Raw genomic sequence first — 15,899 nt, forward strand, 5'->3', positions numbered from 1 at the left:
CGAAAGGCACGTGATGAAGAGAAGAGCTCTCCCTGCCCTGGCCCTGATATGCGCCGCCGGACTGGCCGCCACCGCGTGCAGCGACCCCACCGCCGGCGACTCCGGTCAGGACGCCAAGCGGACCGCGGTCGATCCGACCGCCCGCCTGGACGGCGTCGAGCTGACCATGTGGACCGCGCAGAACACGGTCAACGCGCCCAAGCAGGTCATCGACGCCTTCGAGAAGGCCACCGGCGCGAAGGTGGAGACGCAGGCGATCCCGGACCTGTACGAGCAGAACGTGCCGACCAAGCTCGCCTCCGGCGACCGGCCGGACCTGATGTTCTGGCAGCCGTCCATCTCCACGTTGCCCTTCGTCCAGCCGCAGCAGAACCTGCTCACCCTCGACGGGGAGGACTGGGTCTCCAGGCTCGGCGGCACCGAGAGGTCGCTCGGCGTCATCGACGGCAAGCGGTACGCGGCCATCGTCACCAGCCCCGCCATGCTCGGCGTCTACTACAACAAGGACGTCTTCAAGCAGGCCGGACTGACCGAGAAGGACTTCCCGACGTCGTACGACGAGCTCCTGGCCCTCGGCCACACCATCAAGGACAAGACGGGCACGGCCGCCTTCTACGAGGCCGGCGGCGACAAGTGGCCCCTGCAGTGGCAGATGCAGGTCCAGCTCACCGACCTGGACAAGCAGTGGTGGGCCGACCTGAACCGGAACAAGGAGAAGTGGACCGACCCGGTCGTCGTCGCCGCGATCAAGAAGTACAAGGAGAAGCTGCTCGACGCCGGTCTCGCCCAGAAGAACTACCGCACCGGCACCTTCACGGGGCAGGCCGACGCCCTGTGGAAGGGCGACGTGGGCATGGTCCTCAACGTCACCTCCTTCCAGACCCAGCTGCAGGCGGGGCACTCCACCGCCGAGATCGACAAGAGGATCGGCTGGTTCCCGATCGCCAACTCCTCCGCGACCGGCATGTACTCGCCCGACCAGACCAACGGCGTGGTCGCCTTCAAGACGGGTGACGAGAAGCGGCAGAACGCGGCCCGGCAGTTCCTCGCCTTCTGGCTCGGCCCCGACTACGCCGACTACATCAAGGCGATGAAGATCCCGTCCGTGCAGCCGTCCGTGCCCACCCCCGACGGCCTTCCGGGGACCTCCAAGGACCAGGTCGCGGCTCTGCCCAAGGCCATCGGCGTCTTCCAGGCCAAGGCGATCGTCGCCCCCGACACGCATCTCTATCTCGCCGACATGATCTACGGCAAGAAGAGCCCGCAGCAGGTCGCCCAGGCGATCCAGGACCAGTTCGCGCAGGTGGCCAAGGCCCAGGGCGCTCCCGGGTTCTGACCATGGCTCACACCGTCGTACGTGACGAGCCCACGGTGGCGGCAGGCGCGCCGAAGAAGGCGGGACGCCTGCCGCGCGCCGCCGTGCACCACCCCTGGTGGTTCGCGTTGCCCGCGATCGTCGTCTTCGCGGGCTTCTTCCTGATGCCGAACCTGCTCAACTTCTACTACCCGTTCACCGACTGGTCGTCCTACCACGCGGACATCGCCTTCACCGGCCTGGACAACTTCAGGACCATCGCCGACGACGGTTCGCTGCTGCGCGCGATCCGCACCACCCTGCTGTACGCGCTGCTCGCGGCCCTCTTCCAGAACGGTTTCGGGCTCGTACTGGCGCTGCTGCTGGAGGACGACACCCGCTTCAACCGGTTCTTCCGTGCCGTCTTCTTCCTGCCGGTCCTGATCTCGGCGCTCGCCACCGGTTATGTCTTCCAGGCGCTCCTCGACCAGGACGGGGCCGTCAACTCCCTGCTGGGGACGGACGTTCCCTGGCTGGGCTCGACGACGTGGACGCTGGTCCTGGTCACCCTCATCCACGGCTGGAAGTGGATGGGCCTGTCCATGCTGATCTATCTGGCCGGGCTGAAGGGCATCCCCGGCGACATGCTGGAGGCCGCTCGCATGGACGGTGCCGGGCCGTGGCGGACCTTCCGGTCGGTGCGCTGGCCGATGCTCGCCCCGGCCGTCACCTTCAACGTCACCACGGCGCTGATCGGTTCGATGAACACCTTCGACATCGTGCAGGCCACGACGGGCGGCGGGCCCGCGGCCTCCACCGAGGTCTTCAACATCTACATGTTCCGGATCTTCGGCCAGGGCCTGTACGCCCAGGCCTCCGCGATGAGCCTGGTCCTCTTCCTGGTCGTGGTGGCCGTGGCGATTCCCCTGGTCATCGGCCTCAGGCGAAGGGAGCAGATGCTGTGACCGCGGCATGGCGGTACGGCCGCCCCGCCCTTGTCGTCCTGCTCGCCGCACTGGCCGTCGGCGTCCCGCTGTGGCTGGTCGCCGTCACCTCGGCCAAGCCGCAGGCGGAGGCCGTCAAACCCAACCTCGACCTGCCCCGGCACTGGCAGCCCGGGAGCAACTACGCGGACGCCGTCAGCGAGGGCGAGATGCTGCGGGGCTTCCTCAACTCCCTGCTGATCGTGGTGCCTTCGGTGATCCTGGTGCTGCTCCTCGGGGCGGGCGCCGCGTGGGTCTTCGCCCGCCGCAAGTCCAGGCTGGTCTCGGCGGCGTACGCGCTGTGCATCAGCGGGCTGCTGCTGCCGCCCGCCGTCATCACCGTCGTGATGGAGCTGCGCCAGCTCGGCCTGGCCGGCACCCGCCCCGGGATGATCGCCGTCTACACCGGGATGTACCTCTCGACGTCGATCTTCTTCATGACCGGCTTCGTCCGCGCCATCCCCATGGAGCTGGAGGAGGCCGCCCGGATCGACGGGGCTCCGCCGTGGCGGATCTTCGCGCGGATCGTCCTGCCGCTGCTGAGGCCGGTGATCGCCACCGCGACGATCATGGTGATGCTCTACGCCTGGAGCGACATCTTCTACGCCTTCTTCGTCCTCGGCGGCGGAGAGCGGGCGACCCTCCCACTGAACCTGTACAAGGTCGCCAGCGCCCAGCTCTACCTCAACAACTGGCATCTCGTCTTCGCGTACGTCGTGGTGATGAGCCTGCCCATGGTCGCCGTGTTCCTCGTCGGCCAGCGAAAGATCGTGTCCGGAATCACCAGTGGAGCCGTCAAATGACCGGAGGTCCAGCAGCGTGATCACCCCCGCCCGCACGAGATCCCGAACCGCACTGCTGACAGCGGTACTTGCCCTGGCCGCCCTGTTGCCCACCGTAGGATCCGCGTCGGCCGCGGACCCGCAACGCCTCACCGTGGACCTCGCCGCCTCCGAGGGTCCGGTGACGCTCGGCGCCAACGGCGCGCTGTACGGGCTCAGCGACGACGGCGTACCGAGCGACGCCGCCCTGGAGCCACTGAAGCTCACCAGCATCTCGCAGAAGCCGGACGGCGGTGCCCAGCACCCCAACGGCGACGCGATCGCCGTCTCCAAGTCGTTCTTCCGCAACGGCGGCGGCGAGATCAACGTGATGATGCAGGACATCTACGCCAAGTGGCCGTACGAGGACCTCGGCATCGACGACTACCTCCCCAAGGTCGACAAGATCACAAAGGAGATTGCGTCCGCCCCGAACAGCGACCGGTTCGTCTACATTCCGTTCAACGAACCGGACTTCATCTGGTACAAGCTCAACGGACCCCAGGCGGAGTACGAGGTCGAACGCGACCGGTTCCTCGCGCACTGGAAACTGGTCTACAACCGGATCCGCGCCATCGATCCGGACGCCAGGATCGCCGGACCGAACGAGACCGGCTACTACCCGCGCTTCCTGCGGGACTTCCTCACCTTCGCCAAGCGCGAGAACGTCATGCCGCAGATCATGACCTGGCACGAGCTGAGCTCCGGATCACTGCGTGACTTCCAGGCGCACTACGACAACTACCGTTCGCTGGAACGCGAGTTGGGCATCGACCCGCTGAAGATCAACATCGACGAGTACGCCAACCGCCGTGATCTTTCGGTGCCGGGGCAACTCGTGCAGTGGGTCTCGATGTTCGAGCGGAACAAGGTGTACGCCAACATGGCGTACTGGGACGCCGCGGGCAACATGAGCGGCCATGTGGTGCGCTCCAACATCCCCAACGGCGGCTGGTGGTTCTTCCGTTGGTACGCGGGCCTGACCGGCGACACCGTGAAGGTGGCCCCGCCGCAGCCCAACACCATCGACACCCTCCAGGGGCTGGCTTCCCTCGACACGTCCCGCCGTCAGGCGCAGGTCCTGCTGGGCGGCTCGGCGGGTGACTCCGACGTCGTGGTGAAGAACGTCCCGCGGTCCGTCTTCGGCCGGACCGTCACCGCGACCGTGGCCGAGGCCGCCTGGTCCGGCTACGAGGGTCAGCACGCTACGCCGCAGGTCCTGGCCCGGACGAAGGTCAAGGTGGCGGACGACGGTTCGGTGACCGTCCCGCTGCGCGGCATGCGGAAGATGTCGGCCTACCGGATCGTCCTCACCCCGGGCGGAGCCGGCAGCCCCTCCCCCGTCTCCGTCCCCTGGTCGGCGTCGTACGAGGCCGAGGAGGCGGCCATCACCGACGGCAAGGTCTACACGCAGGGCACGGTGAGCAACGCCAACGGCTACGCGGCCTCCGGCACGAAGGACGTGGGCTCGCTCAACCAGGCCACCAGCAAGGTCGACTTCACGGTGTCGGTCCCGAAGAGCGGGACGTACGACCTGGCGATCCTGTACGGCAACCAGTCCGGCGGTCCGGCCACGCAGAAGCTGTCGGTCGACGGCGGCGCCCCGGCCACCGTCTCCTACCCCTCGACGGAGAACTGGACCTACCGCGCCAAGAAGGACGTCTCCCTCCGGCTCTCGGCGGGCACCCACGTCCTGTCGCTGGCCAAGGGCGACGCCGAGGTCACCCTCGACCGCATCGACCTGACCGCCCGTACCGGCCCGCCCACCGCGTCGTACGAAGCGACCCTGGCGGACATCAGCGGCAGGCCGTCGTACGACTACTCCTCCTCGGCCGGGACGGGCACGGGTGCCCTCGTGCTGCGCTCCGGCGACCAGGCGGTCTTCGACGTGTACGCGCCGCGCGACGGTTACTTCTCGGTGGTGTCGCGGGCCTCGGCGCCGGTGAGGCTCGGTCTGCACGGTGAGACGGTGACGGCGCGGCCCGGACAGCCCCTGAGGCTTTACCTGGAGGCGGGCAACAACCGCATCGCCATGACGGCGGGGCGCGCCGCCGTCCGCTCCCTCGATGTCTCGGGCGACGGCTCGACGGCCGGTGTCCTCTCCTACGAGGGCGCCTCCGCGGTCCTCGCGGGCGGGGCCAAGCTGGTCGACTCCGTGCACGCGTCCGCCGGCTCCTACATCGGTTCGCTCGGCAACAGCCCGTCCAGCACGGCGGACTTCACGGTGACCGCGCCCCGCTCCGGCCGCTACCTGCTGGTCGTCCACTACGCGCACAACGACCGGCGCGACAACGGCCACGCCTACAACACGGACATCGTGTCCCGTACGGCGGACATCACGGTCGGGGGCGCCGCTCCCCGGAAGGTGACCTTCAAGAACACCTGGAGCTGGGACGACTACTGGACCCTGGGCGTCCCCGTCGACCTGAAGAAGGGCTCCAACAAGGTGACGTTCGGCAACGCGACCGCGTGGGCCCCGAACATCGACCGCATCGAACTGGGCCGGGTCATCGGCTAGCTCCCCGTCCGGCCTTCCGGTCTCTTCCGCCCGCCCCGATCCTGACCACGAGGTTGCGTCATGCCTGCGTGGCCCGGACCGGGGCGGGTTGCGGTATTGTCCCGCCACTGCTGCGGGGAGGGCGGGGAGACCTTGGACTGGTGGTCGGCTGAAGCAGCGGGCGTCGGCGTTGCCGCGCTGGCGCTTGCGGTGTCCGTGTTATCCATCTTGTACCTCGCCAGGCAGACCAGGATCAGCAACGCGGTGGCCGCCGTCTCGGCGAACGACATGGTGCTCCGTTCGCTGCGTGAGGTGCACGCCCTGATGCTCCAGTACCCGGGCTCACGCGGGTGCTTCTACGACGGAAAGCCACTTCCCGAGGAAGCCGACCAGCGCGAGGCGATCGTCACCATCGCCGAACTGCTCGCCGACGTTCTGAGCAGCGGCATCCACGTCCACCGGAAGGTCCCCGACAGCACCAGTGCGGCGCCGTGGGAAGCGTATTGCCGGTACACGCTGGCAAACAGCCCGGTCCTGGAGGCTCTGGTGCGGACGCACCCCGAGTGGTGGTTCTACCTCCCTCCTCTCCTGCCCGCGGAATCGTCGCGCGGCACGCTGTAGGGCCTGGTGCGCTCCGACGTCCGCCCGGCTGCCAGGTGGTCGACGTGTTTCAGTGCAGGTCGGCCCGTGCGGGGCTGTCGTCGAGGAAGCCTCCCGACTGGTGCTGCCACAGCTTCGCGTAAGCACCGTCCAAGGCGAGCAGTTCATGGTGCGTGCCCTGCTCGACGATCCGTCCCCGGTCGAGGACGATGAGCTGGTCCATGGTGGCGACCGTGCTCAGCCGGTGCGCCACCACCAGCGCCGTCCGCCCCTCCATCAGCCGCCACAGCGCCTCCTGGACCAGGAGCTCGCTCTCCGAGTCCAGAGCGCTGGTCGCCTCGTCGAGCAGCAGGATCGGTGCGTCGCGGAGGATCGCCCGGGCGAGAGCGACCCGCTGGCGCTGTCCGCCGGACAGCTTGACGCCGCGCTCGCCCACCATGGTGTCGAAGCCGTCCGGCAGCGTGTCGGCGAACTCCGTGACGTGCGCCGCCTCGGCCGCGCGGCGGATCTCGGCGTCGGTGGCGTCCGGCCGGGCGAACGCGATGTTGTCGCGCAGGGTGCGGTGGAACATCGCCGGTTCCTGCGGCACATAGGCGATCAGGCTGCGCAGGTCCGCCTGGCGCATCCTGCTGATGTCCTGACCGCCGATCAGGATCCGGCCGGCGTCGATGTCCGTCATCCGCAGCAGCAGCCGGCTGAGCGTGGTCTTGCCCCCGCCGGAACGGCCGACGAGACCGAGCTTCGCCCCGCTCGGCACCACCAGGTCGAGGCCCTGGAACAGCGGATCGGAGCCCGCGTGGGCGAAGGTCACCTGTTCGAAGCGGACATCGGCCGCCCGGGACGGCAGCGGTTCCGGCGACGCCGGATCGAGCACGGTCGGCGGCTCCAGCAGCAGTTCGGTGAACTGCGCGGCCTCCGTCATCGAGCTCTCCAGACGGCGGTAGATCTGGTTGAACTCGAACATGATCCGGGTCGCGTTGGTGTAGTACGTGAAGGCGACCACGACCGCCTCCACCCCGTGCCCGCCCGCGCCGAGCGTGACCGCGAGCAGCAGGCCCAGCACGTTGGTCAGCACGGACATCGGCGCGACCAGCGTGTCGATGCGCAGGTTGCCGTAGTCCCAGGACCTCAGCGTGAGCCGCCGCGACTCCGCGACCCGTGACCGGTGTTCCGCGGCCTCGCGCTCCTCGGCGGCGAACGCCCGCACCGTGTCCATGTTCGCCAGGCTGTCGGCGACATGGCCCGACACCCGGGCGATCGCCTCCTCACGCTGGTCGACGAGCGCCTGGCGGCGGCGAATGAGGGGCACCACGCACAGCGCCGTCAGGACGATCATCGCCAGCAGCCCGAGGACGAGCAGCGGTTCGTAGCGCCACAGCACCACCGATCCGAACAGCAGCGGTACGAGGCGGCCCATGATGTGGAACGTCAGCGTGTCGACGAACTCCTCGAAGCGGGAGGCGAAGCTCAGGACGCGCTTGGTCAGCGACCCGGCGAAGTTGTCGTGGAAGAACGCGGCGTCCTTGGCGAACAGTTCGTCCATGCCGATCACGTACAGGTGCTCGATACCGTGCGCGTCAAGGCGGTTCAGACAGTGCAGGCCGATGCGCCACAGCGCCTCCGCGAGCAGCAGGACGCCGGCGAAGCAGAGGACGTACGGCAGTGTCGAGCCGAGGCTGGCACCGCCGTCGCCGGCGATGCGGCCGACGAGCTTCGCGACGACCAGCGGCGCGATGTAGTTGATGCCGATGTTGCCCAGGGCCGGCAGCAGCATCGCGGGCCCCGTCAGCCGCCGGAGCCGGACCAACTCCCGTCCGTAGTGACGAAGCGCGAGGAGCACCGAGCCCCTGCTCGGCGGAACGCGCGATTCAGGAGATCCCATCCCACCCCTGTGTTGTCGTGCGGCAGCCGGCCATGCGCTTCTCCGGCGAGATGCCGTCGCCTCGACGGCCGTGCGCGCCGCGGTTCGAGTGAGCCCCCTCCCCCGGTCCGCCCTCCGCCGAGCGGGGCGATGACGGGCCCCTGCACGCGAGTACGGGCAGGCCAGGAATGGCAGTGTCCCGCGTCGGCGCTCGCGCAGTCCAAGCTTTTTTACCCGGCCGGCTGACACCCCGCACACATGTGCGGCATCGACCGGACGGTGTGCAGCCAGGCGTTACGCGTGCTGCGCCTGGGGTCCGTCCGGCTCTGCCGATCGGTGCCAGGGAACGATCAGAGGCCGCTGCGGATCACTCCGCAACGGCCTCTGATCCGCGGTCGGCGCCGCTGTGTCGCGGTCACTCCCGAAGGGTGCACCATTCGTCCGCGCGGGCGGCGACGCGCTGCCAGACCTCCTCGGCCTCCTCGAACGACATGAACGCGGCGTCCGCCTCGGGAAGCGGCCGGCAGCCGTCCACGATCGCCTTGATCGCGTCCAGACTCGCCTCGATGATGGCGCGGCCCTCGTCCACGGAGGCCAGATGGGCGTCCTCGCCCTGGGCGAAGCGGCCGAGCGGCGTGGTGTCGCGGTCGCCGATGCGGCCGAGGTCGACCAGGTCGGGACGGACGTACATCAGCTGGGAAACCTCGTACCGGCCGGCGTGGTCGCCCTCGAACTGCCCCATGACGAGTTCCGGGTCGCTGACGGCGGTGATCGGGATGTCGCGGGCGCGGCGGAACTCCTCCACTGCCAGCCGCAGATCGGGCTGGTTGGCGTTGTGGCCGGTGAGCACGACGACGGCTCGGAAGCCCGCGTTCACGAAGGCCCGGAGTTGGTACACCAGCAGCCGCAGGACGACGTCGGGCGGCAGGCTGCCCATGCGCGGATTGACGTCGCCCATCACCTCCTTGAGCCAGGGACGGTGGTAGCCGGTCTCATGGATCTGGTAGGTCTGCGTCGGGGCGACGATGCCACCGAAACGGTGGGCGGCCTCTTCGCAGAGGTGGACGGCCTTGTGGGTGTCCAGACCGAAGGCGGCCACATGGCCGTGCGGCTCGCAGAGGCCCATCGGCAGGTAGACCAGCGGCAGTTGGGCGAGCCGCTGCTCGAACTCGCGCGGCAGCAGGTCTTCCCAGCGGACGGTTTCGCGGTGTTCGGATGGTGAGGTCGTCATCGGTACTCCCCAAAGATCTTGGTTTCGTTGAAGTTCTTGATGAAGCGGTGCTTGAAGCGCAGCAACTCATGGATCTCGGAGGGGAGTTCGGGTTCCTCCAGTGCCGCGATGTTCGCCTCGCAGAATTCCCGGACCTGCATCGAGGAGATCGCCGTGGTGACCCCCTCCGCCTGGACGACGAACTTCAGGGCGAGCGCGGCGAGCGAGCCGGCGTACCGTGGCACGTACTGCCGTAGCGCGTCGACCTTCTCCAGATAGACGGAGCGCGGCACGATCTCGTCGAAGTACGCGTACCGGAAGTCGTCCTCGGCGAAGACGGTGTCCTCGGTGAGGGTGCCGGTCAGTCCGCCCTCGTCCAGGACGCACCGCGCGATCACGGCGACGTCGTGTTCGACGCAGGCCGGCAGAAGGTTGTCCAGGGCCAGGGGATCGAAGATGTTGATGATGGTCTGGACGGAGTCGATCAGGCCGGACTGCACCAGCGGCAGCGCCATGTCGGAGCGGTGGTCCGGGATCGAGACCCCGATGTGACGCACCAGCCCCTCCTGCTTGAGCTGTTGCAGCTCGTCCATCCAGTACCCGGTCACGCCCCACGTGGGCCACCAGATGTGCAGTTGCAGGAGGTCGACGTGGTCGAGGCCGAGTTCGGTGAGCGAGCGCTGGGCGCTGGCGCGGATATGGCCGGGCGGGTGGGCGAGCCGGGGCTCCACGGGGGTGCCCCAGCCGCGCTGTCCGGAGAGGTTCTCGACTTTGGTGGCGACGAAGGGGCGGGGTCCGGACCACTGGCTCAGCGCTTTGCCGACGATGCGTTCGGAGGTGCCGTAGGCCCGTGCGGTGTCGATGAAGTTCACGCCCCGGTCCAGGGCGTACAGCAGGCTGTCGATCCAGTGGGATTCCGAGTCGTCGGCGGTGCCGCCGAACCAGCCGGCGAATCCCATGGCTCCGAAGCCGAGTTTGCTGATCGGCTCTTCGGAGCGGGGGAAGGACGAGTGACGCATGGGGTGGTGCCTCCTGTTCAGCTCGGTACCCGCTGTTCAGCTCGGTGCCTGCCGCAGCAGGGTCTTGAGCGGGATGGCCGGGTCGCCCAGCGCGGCCGGGTCCGGGGCGGCCCGGCGGGCGATGAGCAGTTCCGCCAGTCGGATGTCCTTGGCCACGCTGTTGCCGGGGCCGACCGCGGCGGCCGACAGCAGCCGGCCGTCGGCTTCGAGTCCGAACCGGATCCGCACCCCGTCGGGGCGGGCGCGCACCACCGCGCGCGCGGCGGCGTCGGTCAGTCCGGCGATCTGCAGGGTGAGGTCGAACTGGTCGGACCAGAACCAGGGAACGGCGGCGTACGGCCGGTCGTCCCCCAGCATGTTCCGCGCCGCGGCCCGGCCCTGGTCCCGGGCGTTGCGCCAGGCCTCCAGGCGGATGCGGCGGCCGCCGTAGAGCGGGTGCGGAAACGAGCAGCAGTCGCCGGCCGCGAAGATGTCGGGGTCGGAGGTGGTCAGGCGGTCGTCCACCCGCACCCCGTTCTCGACGGCCAGCCCGGCCTTCTCCGCCAGGGCGGTCTCCGGTACGGCACCGACGCCCGCGACCACCGTGTCGTACTCCGCCGTCTCGCCGCCGGCCAGTTCCAGCAGCAGCGCCCCGTTCCGGCGCACGAGCCGTTCGACCCCTTGCCCGCAGCGCAGATCCACGCCTGCCTGCCGGTGGCGGTCGGCCACCGTGGCGGCGAGGTCGGCCGGCACCGCGCGGCTCATCGGGCGCGGCGCCGCCTCGATCACGGTGACGGCGCAGCCCCGCGCGGCTGCCGCGGCGGCCAGTTCCAGGCCGATGAAACCGGCGCCGATCACGCCGATGCGCGCCCCGGGCCGCAGCCGGTCGCGCAGGACGATCGCGTCGGCCCGGCTGCGCAGATAGCGCACGCCGCCCGCGTCGACGCCGGCCAGTGGCAGGCGCCGTGCGTTCGCCCCCGTGGCCAGCAGCAGCCGCTGATAGGGGATGCGGCGGCCGTCGGCGAGGACGGCCTGGTGGCGGTCGCGGTCGATGCCGGTGACGGTGGCCCCGGCGAGGAACTCGATTCCGGCGTCCTGCAGCGCGCGGTCCTCGCACAGCGCGGGCGGCTCGCGGGCGCCCTCGGGTTCGGCGAGCACGGACTTGGACAGCGGCGGGCGTTCGTACGGCAGTGCGTTCTCCGCGCCCACCAGGGTGACCGGGCCGGTCCAGCCCGCCTCTCGCAGCTCGAACGCGGCCCGTACGCCGCACTCACCGGCCCCGGCCACGACCATCCCGGGTGTGCCGTCCACGGGTCAGCCGACCTCGATGAAGACGGTGCCGTCCTCGACCCGGACCGGGTAGGTCTTCAGGTCGACGAGGACGGGGGCGCCCGCGGCCTTGCCGGTGGTGTAGTCGAACCGGCCGTTGTGTTTGGGGCATTCGATGGTGTTGTCCATCACCAGGCCGTCGCAGAGCAGCATCCGTTCGTGGGTGCAGTGCCCGGCGGTGGCGTAGAAGTCGTCGTCCGGGGAGCGGTAGATGGCGTAGTCGACTCCCTCGTGCTGGAAGGGGACGACGTCCTCCGGGTCGACGTCGTCGGTACGGCAGGCGGCGATCCACATGCGAGGTGTCCTCCTAAAGGGCGAGCGCCCGTCCGTCGGAGCGGGCGTGCAGCGGGGGTGCGCCCGGGGGCAGTTCGCGGCGCACGTAGTGGGTGGGGTCCTTCAACTGGCGCAGCACCGCCGGGACGATCTCCTTGTAGGCGGCCCACAGGGACGGGTACGCGGGAGCCAGTTGGTCCTTGATCTCCTCGTGCAGCTCCGGCAGCCGGTGGTAGGGGATCATCGGGAACATGTGGTGCTCGACGTGGTAGTTCATGTTCCAGTACAGGAACCGGTTGATCCGGTTCATGTGCACCGTGCGGGTGTTGAGCCGGTGGTCGAGCACGTTCTCCCCCATGCCGGCGTGCTGGGTGAGGCCGTAGACATAGAGCATGTAGCCGCCGTACATCCGCGGCAGGCCGACGAACATCGCCGGCAGGATCGATCCGGTCAGCACGCAGGCGGTGATCACGGCGGCATAGACCGCCAGCCAGACGCGCGCCGTGCGGAACACCTTCTGCCGCTCGGTGTCGGGGACGAAGGTGCGCTGTTCGGCGGTGAGCCGTCCACACGCGTGCAGGACGGTGTCACGCATCGCCAGGGGCACGTCGACCAGGCCGAGGAAGTTGGCCAGGATGCGGGCCAGCCGGGCCGGCCGCATCACCTGGATCTCCGGGTCGCGGCCGAGGATCAGCGTGTCGGTGTGGTGCCGGGTGTGGCTCCAGCGTGACACGGTCGGATTCCTCATGACCATGAACGACGCCAGCCCGTACACGGCGTCGTCGAGCCGGCGGTTCCTGAAGGCCGTGCCGTGGCCGCACTCGTGCCAGCGTGAGTCCGACGCCGAGCCGTACAGCACGCCGTAGGCGGCGAAGAAGGGCACCGCGAGCCAGCTGCCCCAGAAGACCGCGCCCAGTGTGCCGAACACCGCCATGGCGCCCAGCCAGATGACCGTGTCGCGGATCGCGGGGCCGTCCGAGCGGCGCATCAGCTCCTTCATCCGGCGGCGCGGCACCTCGCTGCGGAACCAGTCGGTGCCGCCCGCGAGCCCCGCCGCCTCCGCGCGTTCGCCCTCAGGACCGACGAGGCTGTAGCGCTGCAGACGTTCCCTGGACCTCACCATGCATCCCTGTCCTCTCCATCGAGCCGGCCATGCAGATGGTTGGAGCGCTCTAATTCCGGTTATGGTGAAAGCGGCCACACGTCATGTCAAGACATACTGCCGCGATGAATCGACGGGATCTTCTACGGCAACGCGACGCTCCTGCTCCCTCCGGTGTAGCTTGGGCAGGCAGCGGGACGGTACGGAGGTGCACCGGTCGATCCAGAGAGCCGCCTTCCCGCGGTATCTCCGCTGGAGCGCTCCACCGCCCCACGCGGATCGGTTCGGTGTACAGGCGGCCGGCGGAGGCGACGTTGATCACTGCCCACAGCGGCGGACACGACGGCGACGGACGCGGGGGCAGGCGTCCGACGATGGAGGACGTCGCCGAACGGGCCGGTGTGTCCAGGTCCTTGGTGTCACTGGTGCTGCGCGATTCCCCGAAGGTGAGCCGGGACAAGCGTGAAGCCGTGCTGCGTGCGGTGACGGAGCTCAACTACCGCACCAACTCCGCCGCCCGGAGCCTCGCCGAACGGCGCAGCCGGGCCGTCGGAGTACTGCTCAACGACCTCCACCAGCCGTGGTTCGCGGACATGCTCGGCGGACTCACCCCACCTCTGCACGCCCGCGGCCAGCGTCTGCTGCTCGGCGACGGACAGCTCAACCGCCTCACCGACGAGGCCCTGACCGCGACCTTCCTGGAAATGGGGATCGACGGGCTGGTTCTGGCGGGCACGATGCCGCAGTCCCCGAACATCACCAAGATGGCGGGGGAGGTGCCGACGGTCGTGGTCGGCAGTCGTGACATGGACGCGCCGTGCGTGGACACGGTGGCCAATGACGACACGGCCGGGGGCGCTCTGGCGACCCGTCACCTGATCGAACTCGGCCACACGCGCATCGCCCACATCTCCGCCCCCACCGGAGCCGTCGGAACCCTGCGACAGCAGGCCTACGAAAACGAGATGCGGGCCCACGGGCTCGGCGCCCATATCGCCGTCGAGCCCGCCGACCTCACCGAGGAGACCGGCTACCGGGCGGCGCTGCGCCTGCTGAGCCGGACGGAACCGCCCACCGCGATCTTCGCCGCGAACGACCTGTCCTGCATGGGAGCGCTGGCCGCGGCAGCCGAACTCGGCATCGCGGTGCCCGACCGTCTGTCCCTGGTCGGCTACGACAACTCCCACCTGGCGAAGCTCCGTACCATCTGTCTGACCAGCGTGGACGGCGCCGCCGTCGAAGTGGGCCGACAGGCGGCCGAAGCCCTGCTCGCGCGTATCGAGGAACCCGCGCGTCCGGCCACCACCCGGCTGATCACGCCGGCACTCCAGGTCCGGGGCTCCACGGCCCCGCCGCCGTCCGGACGCGGATGAGAGTGGCTCCGGGGGGGAAGCCGGTGCCCGGGGTTGCTCCGCCGGCGAGTGGACAAGGGGCTCAGTCGAGACAGAACTCGTTGCCCTCGATGTCCTGCATCACGATGCACGACTCGTTGTCGTCATCGGCAAGCAGCGTTCGCACGTGTACCGCACCGAGCGCGACCAGTCGTGCGCATTCGGCCTCCAGCGTGGCGAGGCGCTCTTCACCCACGAGTCCGGTGCCGGCCCGCACGTCGAGATGCACCCGATTCTTGACGATCTTCCCTTCGGGAACGCGCTGGAAGAGCAAGCGCGGGCCCACGCCGGAGGGATCACTGCATGCGAAGTAGGTGACCTGATCCTCAGGCGGCAGCGAGCGATGGTAGTCCTCCCAAGTGGCGAACCCCTGCGGGACCGGCGGTACGGCATATCCCAACACCTCGCACCAGAAACCGGCGAGGCGCGCAGGTTCTGCGCAGTCGAAGGTGACCTGGAACTGCTTGATCGATGACATCGGCGAACCATAGCAAGGGGACTCTGTTGCTCATCTCCCGGCGCGGACCGGCCTGTTGGCGGGAGCAAGAACTCCTCCCCCGACAACCGCCTGGCATGATCGACACGTGACCGAACCTGGGCGGCCGGGCCGCATGAAGTACGTGCTGTTCGATGTCGATGGCACGTTGATCGACGCCGTGAGCAACCAGCGCCGGGTCTGGGGAACCTGGGCGATGCGGTACGGGCTGGATGCCGACGAGGTCTACCGGGTGGCTCTGCGGACGCGGCCGATGGAGACGTTCGCTGAGGTCGCCGCCGACCGTGATCCGAGCGAGTGCCTGGCCCTGCTGCACGAACTGGAGGACGAGGACGTGCGGTCCGGCGTCTATGCGGCTTTCGACGGCGCGTCGGAGCTGTTGCACGGCCTGCCGCCGGGTGCCTGGGCGCTGGTGACCTCGAACTACGAGCACCGGGTGCGTGGCCGTTTCCTGCGCACGGGCCTGCCGGTGCCGGACGTGATCGTGGACGCGGCCGCTGTGGAAGAGGGCAAGCCCTCTCCCGTGCCGTATCTGCAGGCCGCTGCACGGCTGGGTGCCGAGCCAGGGGACTGCCTGGTCATCGAGGACGCCCCGTCCGGAGTGCGGTCCGGGCTGAGCGCCGGGATGACGGTGTGGGGCGTGAACGCCGCTGCCGCGGTGGAGGGCGTGCATCGCCACTTCGTCAGCCTGCGTGACGCAGTCCCTCACATCCTGGCCCGCATGTCCGGCCCACAGGAGGATGCCGGAGTCTGAGCCCTTCCGCCGGCACCGGACAGTACTGGGAGGTCGTCTTTGCCTGGGTGGGGCACAGCGATCCGGGGTTCGTCCCGGAAACGACCAAGGGCCCCGTCCCACCGCAGTGGAACAAGGCCCCGACCTGGGCAGATACCCCCCAGGTACTCTGTCGGGACGACAGGATTTGAACCTGCGACCCCTTGACCCCCAGTCAAGTGCGCTACCAAGCTGCGCCACGTCCCGGCGCGCTTCACCCGGAGTTCCGCGTGATCGCGCAGGTCGAGCCTACCTCATGCGTGCGACAGGCT

14 protein-coding genes and 1 tRNA gene are annotated in these 15,899 nt (G+C 69.1%); 7 read left to right on the forward strand and 8 right to left on the reverse strand.

Annotated features, from left to right (window positions below):
- Window positions 1–13: 13 nt before the first annotated feature.
- The 5 genes from NW895_RS34585 to NW895_RS34605 all read left to right on the forward strand — a co-directional run bounded on the left by NW895_RS34585 (window position 14) and on the right by NW895_RS34605 (window position 6,216).
- A complete protein-coding gene (locus NW895_RS34585) occupies window positions 14–1,336 on the forward strand; it encodes an ABC transporter substrate-binding protein (protein WP_289940749.1) in 1,323 nt (440 codons plus the stop codon).
- Window positions 1,337–1,338: 2 nt separating this feature from the next.
- Window positions 1,339–2,259, forward strand: a complete 921-nt coding sequence (locus NW895_RS34590) for a sugar ABC transporter permease (protein ID WP_289940750.1) — start codon at window positions 1,339–1,341, stop codon at window positions 2,257–2,259.
- Window positions 2,256–3,080: a carbohydrate ABC transporter permease gene (locus NW895_RS34595; protein WP_289940751.1), complete on the forward strand. Its 825-nt coding sequence runs from the start codon at window positions 2,256–2,258 to the stop codon at window positions 3,078–3,080. The genes NW895_RS34590 and NW895_RS34595 overlap by 4 nt, the downstream gene beginning before the upstream one ends.
- Window positions 3,081–3,153: 73 nt before the next feature.
- Entirely contained in the window at window positions 3,154–5,616 is a 2,463-nt protein-coding gene (locus NW895_RS34600) for a CBM35 domain-containing protein (protein WP_289940885.1), read from the forward strand.
- A gap of 195 nt (window positions 5,617–5,811) precedes the next feature.
- A complete protein-coding gene (locus tag NW895_RS34605) occupies window positions 5,812–6,216 on the forward strand; it encodes a hypothetical protein (RefSeq protein WP_289940752.1) in 405 nt (134 codons plus the stop codon).
- Between the two features lie 49 nt (window positions 6,217–6,265).
- Here NW895_RS34605 and NW895_RS34610 read toward each other — a convergent pair whose 3' ends face one another.
- The 6 genes from NW895_RS34610 to NW895_RS34635 all read right to left on the reverse strand — a co-directional run bounded on the left by NW895_RS34610 (window position 6,266) and on the right by NW895_RS34635 (window position 12,989).
- Window positions 6,266–8,077: an ABC transporter ATP-binding protein gene (locus NW895_RS34610; RefSeq protein WP_289940754.1), complete on the reverse strand. Its 1,812-nt coding sequence runs from the start codon at window positions 8,075–8,077 to the stop codon at window positions 6,266–6,268.
- Between the two features lie 394 nt (window positions 8,078–8,471).
- Entirely contained in the window at window positions 8,472–9,287 is an 816-nt protein-coding gene (locus tag NW895_RS34615; protein WP_289940755.1) for a creatininase family protein, read from the reverse strand.
- Window positions 9,284–10,285 (reverse strand): aldo/keto reductase, encoded by a 1,002-nt coding sequence (locus NW895_RS34620; protein WP_289940757.1) that lies wholly within the window; start codon window positions 10,283–10,285, stop codon window positions 9,284–9,286. The genes NW895_RS34615 and NW895_RS34620 overlap by 4 nt, the downstream gene beginning before the upstream one ends.
- A gap of 36 nt (window positions 10,286–10,321) precedes the next feature.
- Window positions 10,322–11,575, reverse strand: coding sequence for an FAD-dependent oxidoreductase (locus NW895_RS34625; RefSeq protein ID WP_289940759.1), 1,254 nt, complete (start codon window positions 11,573–11,575; stop codon window positions 10,322–10,324).
- Window positions 11,576–11,578: 3 nt separating this feature from the next.
- Window positions 11,579–11,887, reverse strand: a complete 309-nt coding sequence (locus NW895_RS34630) for a MocE family 2Fe-2S type ferredoxin (protein WP_289940760.1) — start codon at window positions 11,885–11,887, stop codon at window positions 11,579–11,581.
- A 13-nt stretch (window positions 11,888–11,900) separates the two neighbouring features.
- Window positions 11,901–12,989: a fatty acid desaturase family protein gene (locus tag NW895_RS34635; protein WP_289940761.1), complete on the reverse strand. Its 1,089-nt coding sequence runs from the start codon at window positions 12,987–12,989 to the stop codon at window positions 11,901–11,903.
- A gap of 293 nt (window positions 12,990–13,282) precedes the next feature.
- Here NW895_RS34635 and NW895_RS34640 point away from each other — a divergent pair, with 293 nt between their 5' ends.
- Window positions 13,283–14,341 (forward strand): LacI family DNA-binding transcriptional regulator, encoded by a 1,059-nt coding sequence (locus tag NW895_RS34640; protein ID WP_354670146.1) that lies wholly within the window; start codon window positions 13,283–13,285, stop codon window positions 14,339–14,341.
- A gap of 61 nt (window positions 14,342–14,402) precedes the next feature.
- On the opposite strand, the gene NW895_RS34645 is transcribed toward NW895_RS34640, so the two are convergent.
- Window positions 14,403–14,837: a VOC family protein gene (locus NW895_RS34645; RefSeq protein ID WP_289940762.1), complete on the reverse strand. Its 435-nt coding sequence runs from the start codon at window positions 14,835–14,837 to the stop codon at window positions 14,403–14,405.
- A gap of 133 nt (window positions 14,838–14,970) precedes the next feature.
- On the opposite strand from NW895_RS34645, the gene NW895_RS34650 reads away from it, so the two are divergent.
- Window positions 14,971–15,609, forward strand: coding sequence for an HAD-IA family hydrolase (locus tag NW895_RS34650; RefSeq protein WP_289940887.1), 639 nt, complete (start codon window positions 14,971–14,973; stop codon window positions 15,607–15,609).
- A 151-nt stretch (window positions 15,610–15,760) separates the two neighbouring features.
- Here the strand turns inward: NW895_RS34650 and NW895_RS34655 are convergent.
- Window positions 15,761–15,834 (reverse strand) — tRNA-Pro (locus NW895_RS34655).
- Window positions 15,835–15,899: the final 65 nt, after the last annotated feature.

This window comes from Streptomyces sp. S.PNR 29, from assembly GCF_030386795.1.
Lineage (GTDB): Bacteria > Actinomycetota > Actinomycetes > Streptomycetales > Streptomycetaceae > Streptomyces.

Coding starts and splice junctions, on each gene's coding strand:
- NW895_RS34635 (WP_289940761.1), bottom strand. CDS start 12,989: ATGGTGAGGTCCAGGGAACGTCTGCAGCGCTACAGCCTCGTCGGTCCT.
- NW895_RS34650 (WP_289940887.1), top strand. CDS start 14,971: ATGAAGTACGTGCTGTTCGATGTCGATGGCACGTTGATCGACGCCGTG.
- NW895_RS34585 (WP_289940749.1), top strand. CDS start 14: ATGAAGAGAAGAGCTCTCCCTGCCCTGGCCCTGATATGCGCCGCCGGA.
- NW895_RS34615 (WP_289940755.1), bottom strand. CDS start 9,287: ATGACGACCTCACCATCCGAACACCGCGAAACCGTCCGCTGGGAAGAC.
- NW895_RS34645 (WP_289940762.1), bottom strand. CDS start 14,837: ATGTCATCGATCAAGCAGTTCCAGGTCACCTTCGACTGCGCAGAACCT.
- NW895_RS34620 (WP_289940757.1), bottom strand. CDS start 10,285: ATGCGTCACTCGTCCTTCCCCCGCTCCGAAGAGCCGATCAGCAAACTC.
- NW895_RS34590 (WP_289940750.1), top strand. CDS start 1,339: ATGGCTCACACCGTCGTACGTGACGAGCCCACGGTGGCGGCAGGCGCG.
- NW895_RS34630 (WP_289940760.1), bottom strand. CDS start 11,887: ATGTGGATCGCCGCCTGCCGTACCGACGACGTCGACCCGGAGGACGTC.
- NW895_RS34610 (WP_289940754.1), bottom strand. CDS start 8,077: ATGGGATCTCCTGAATCGCGCGTTCCGCCGAGCAGGGGCTCGGTGCTC.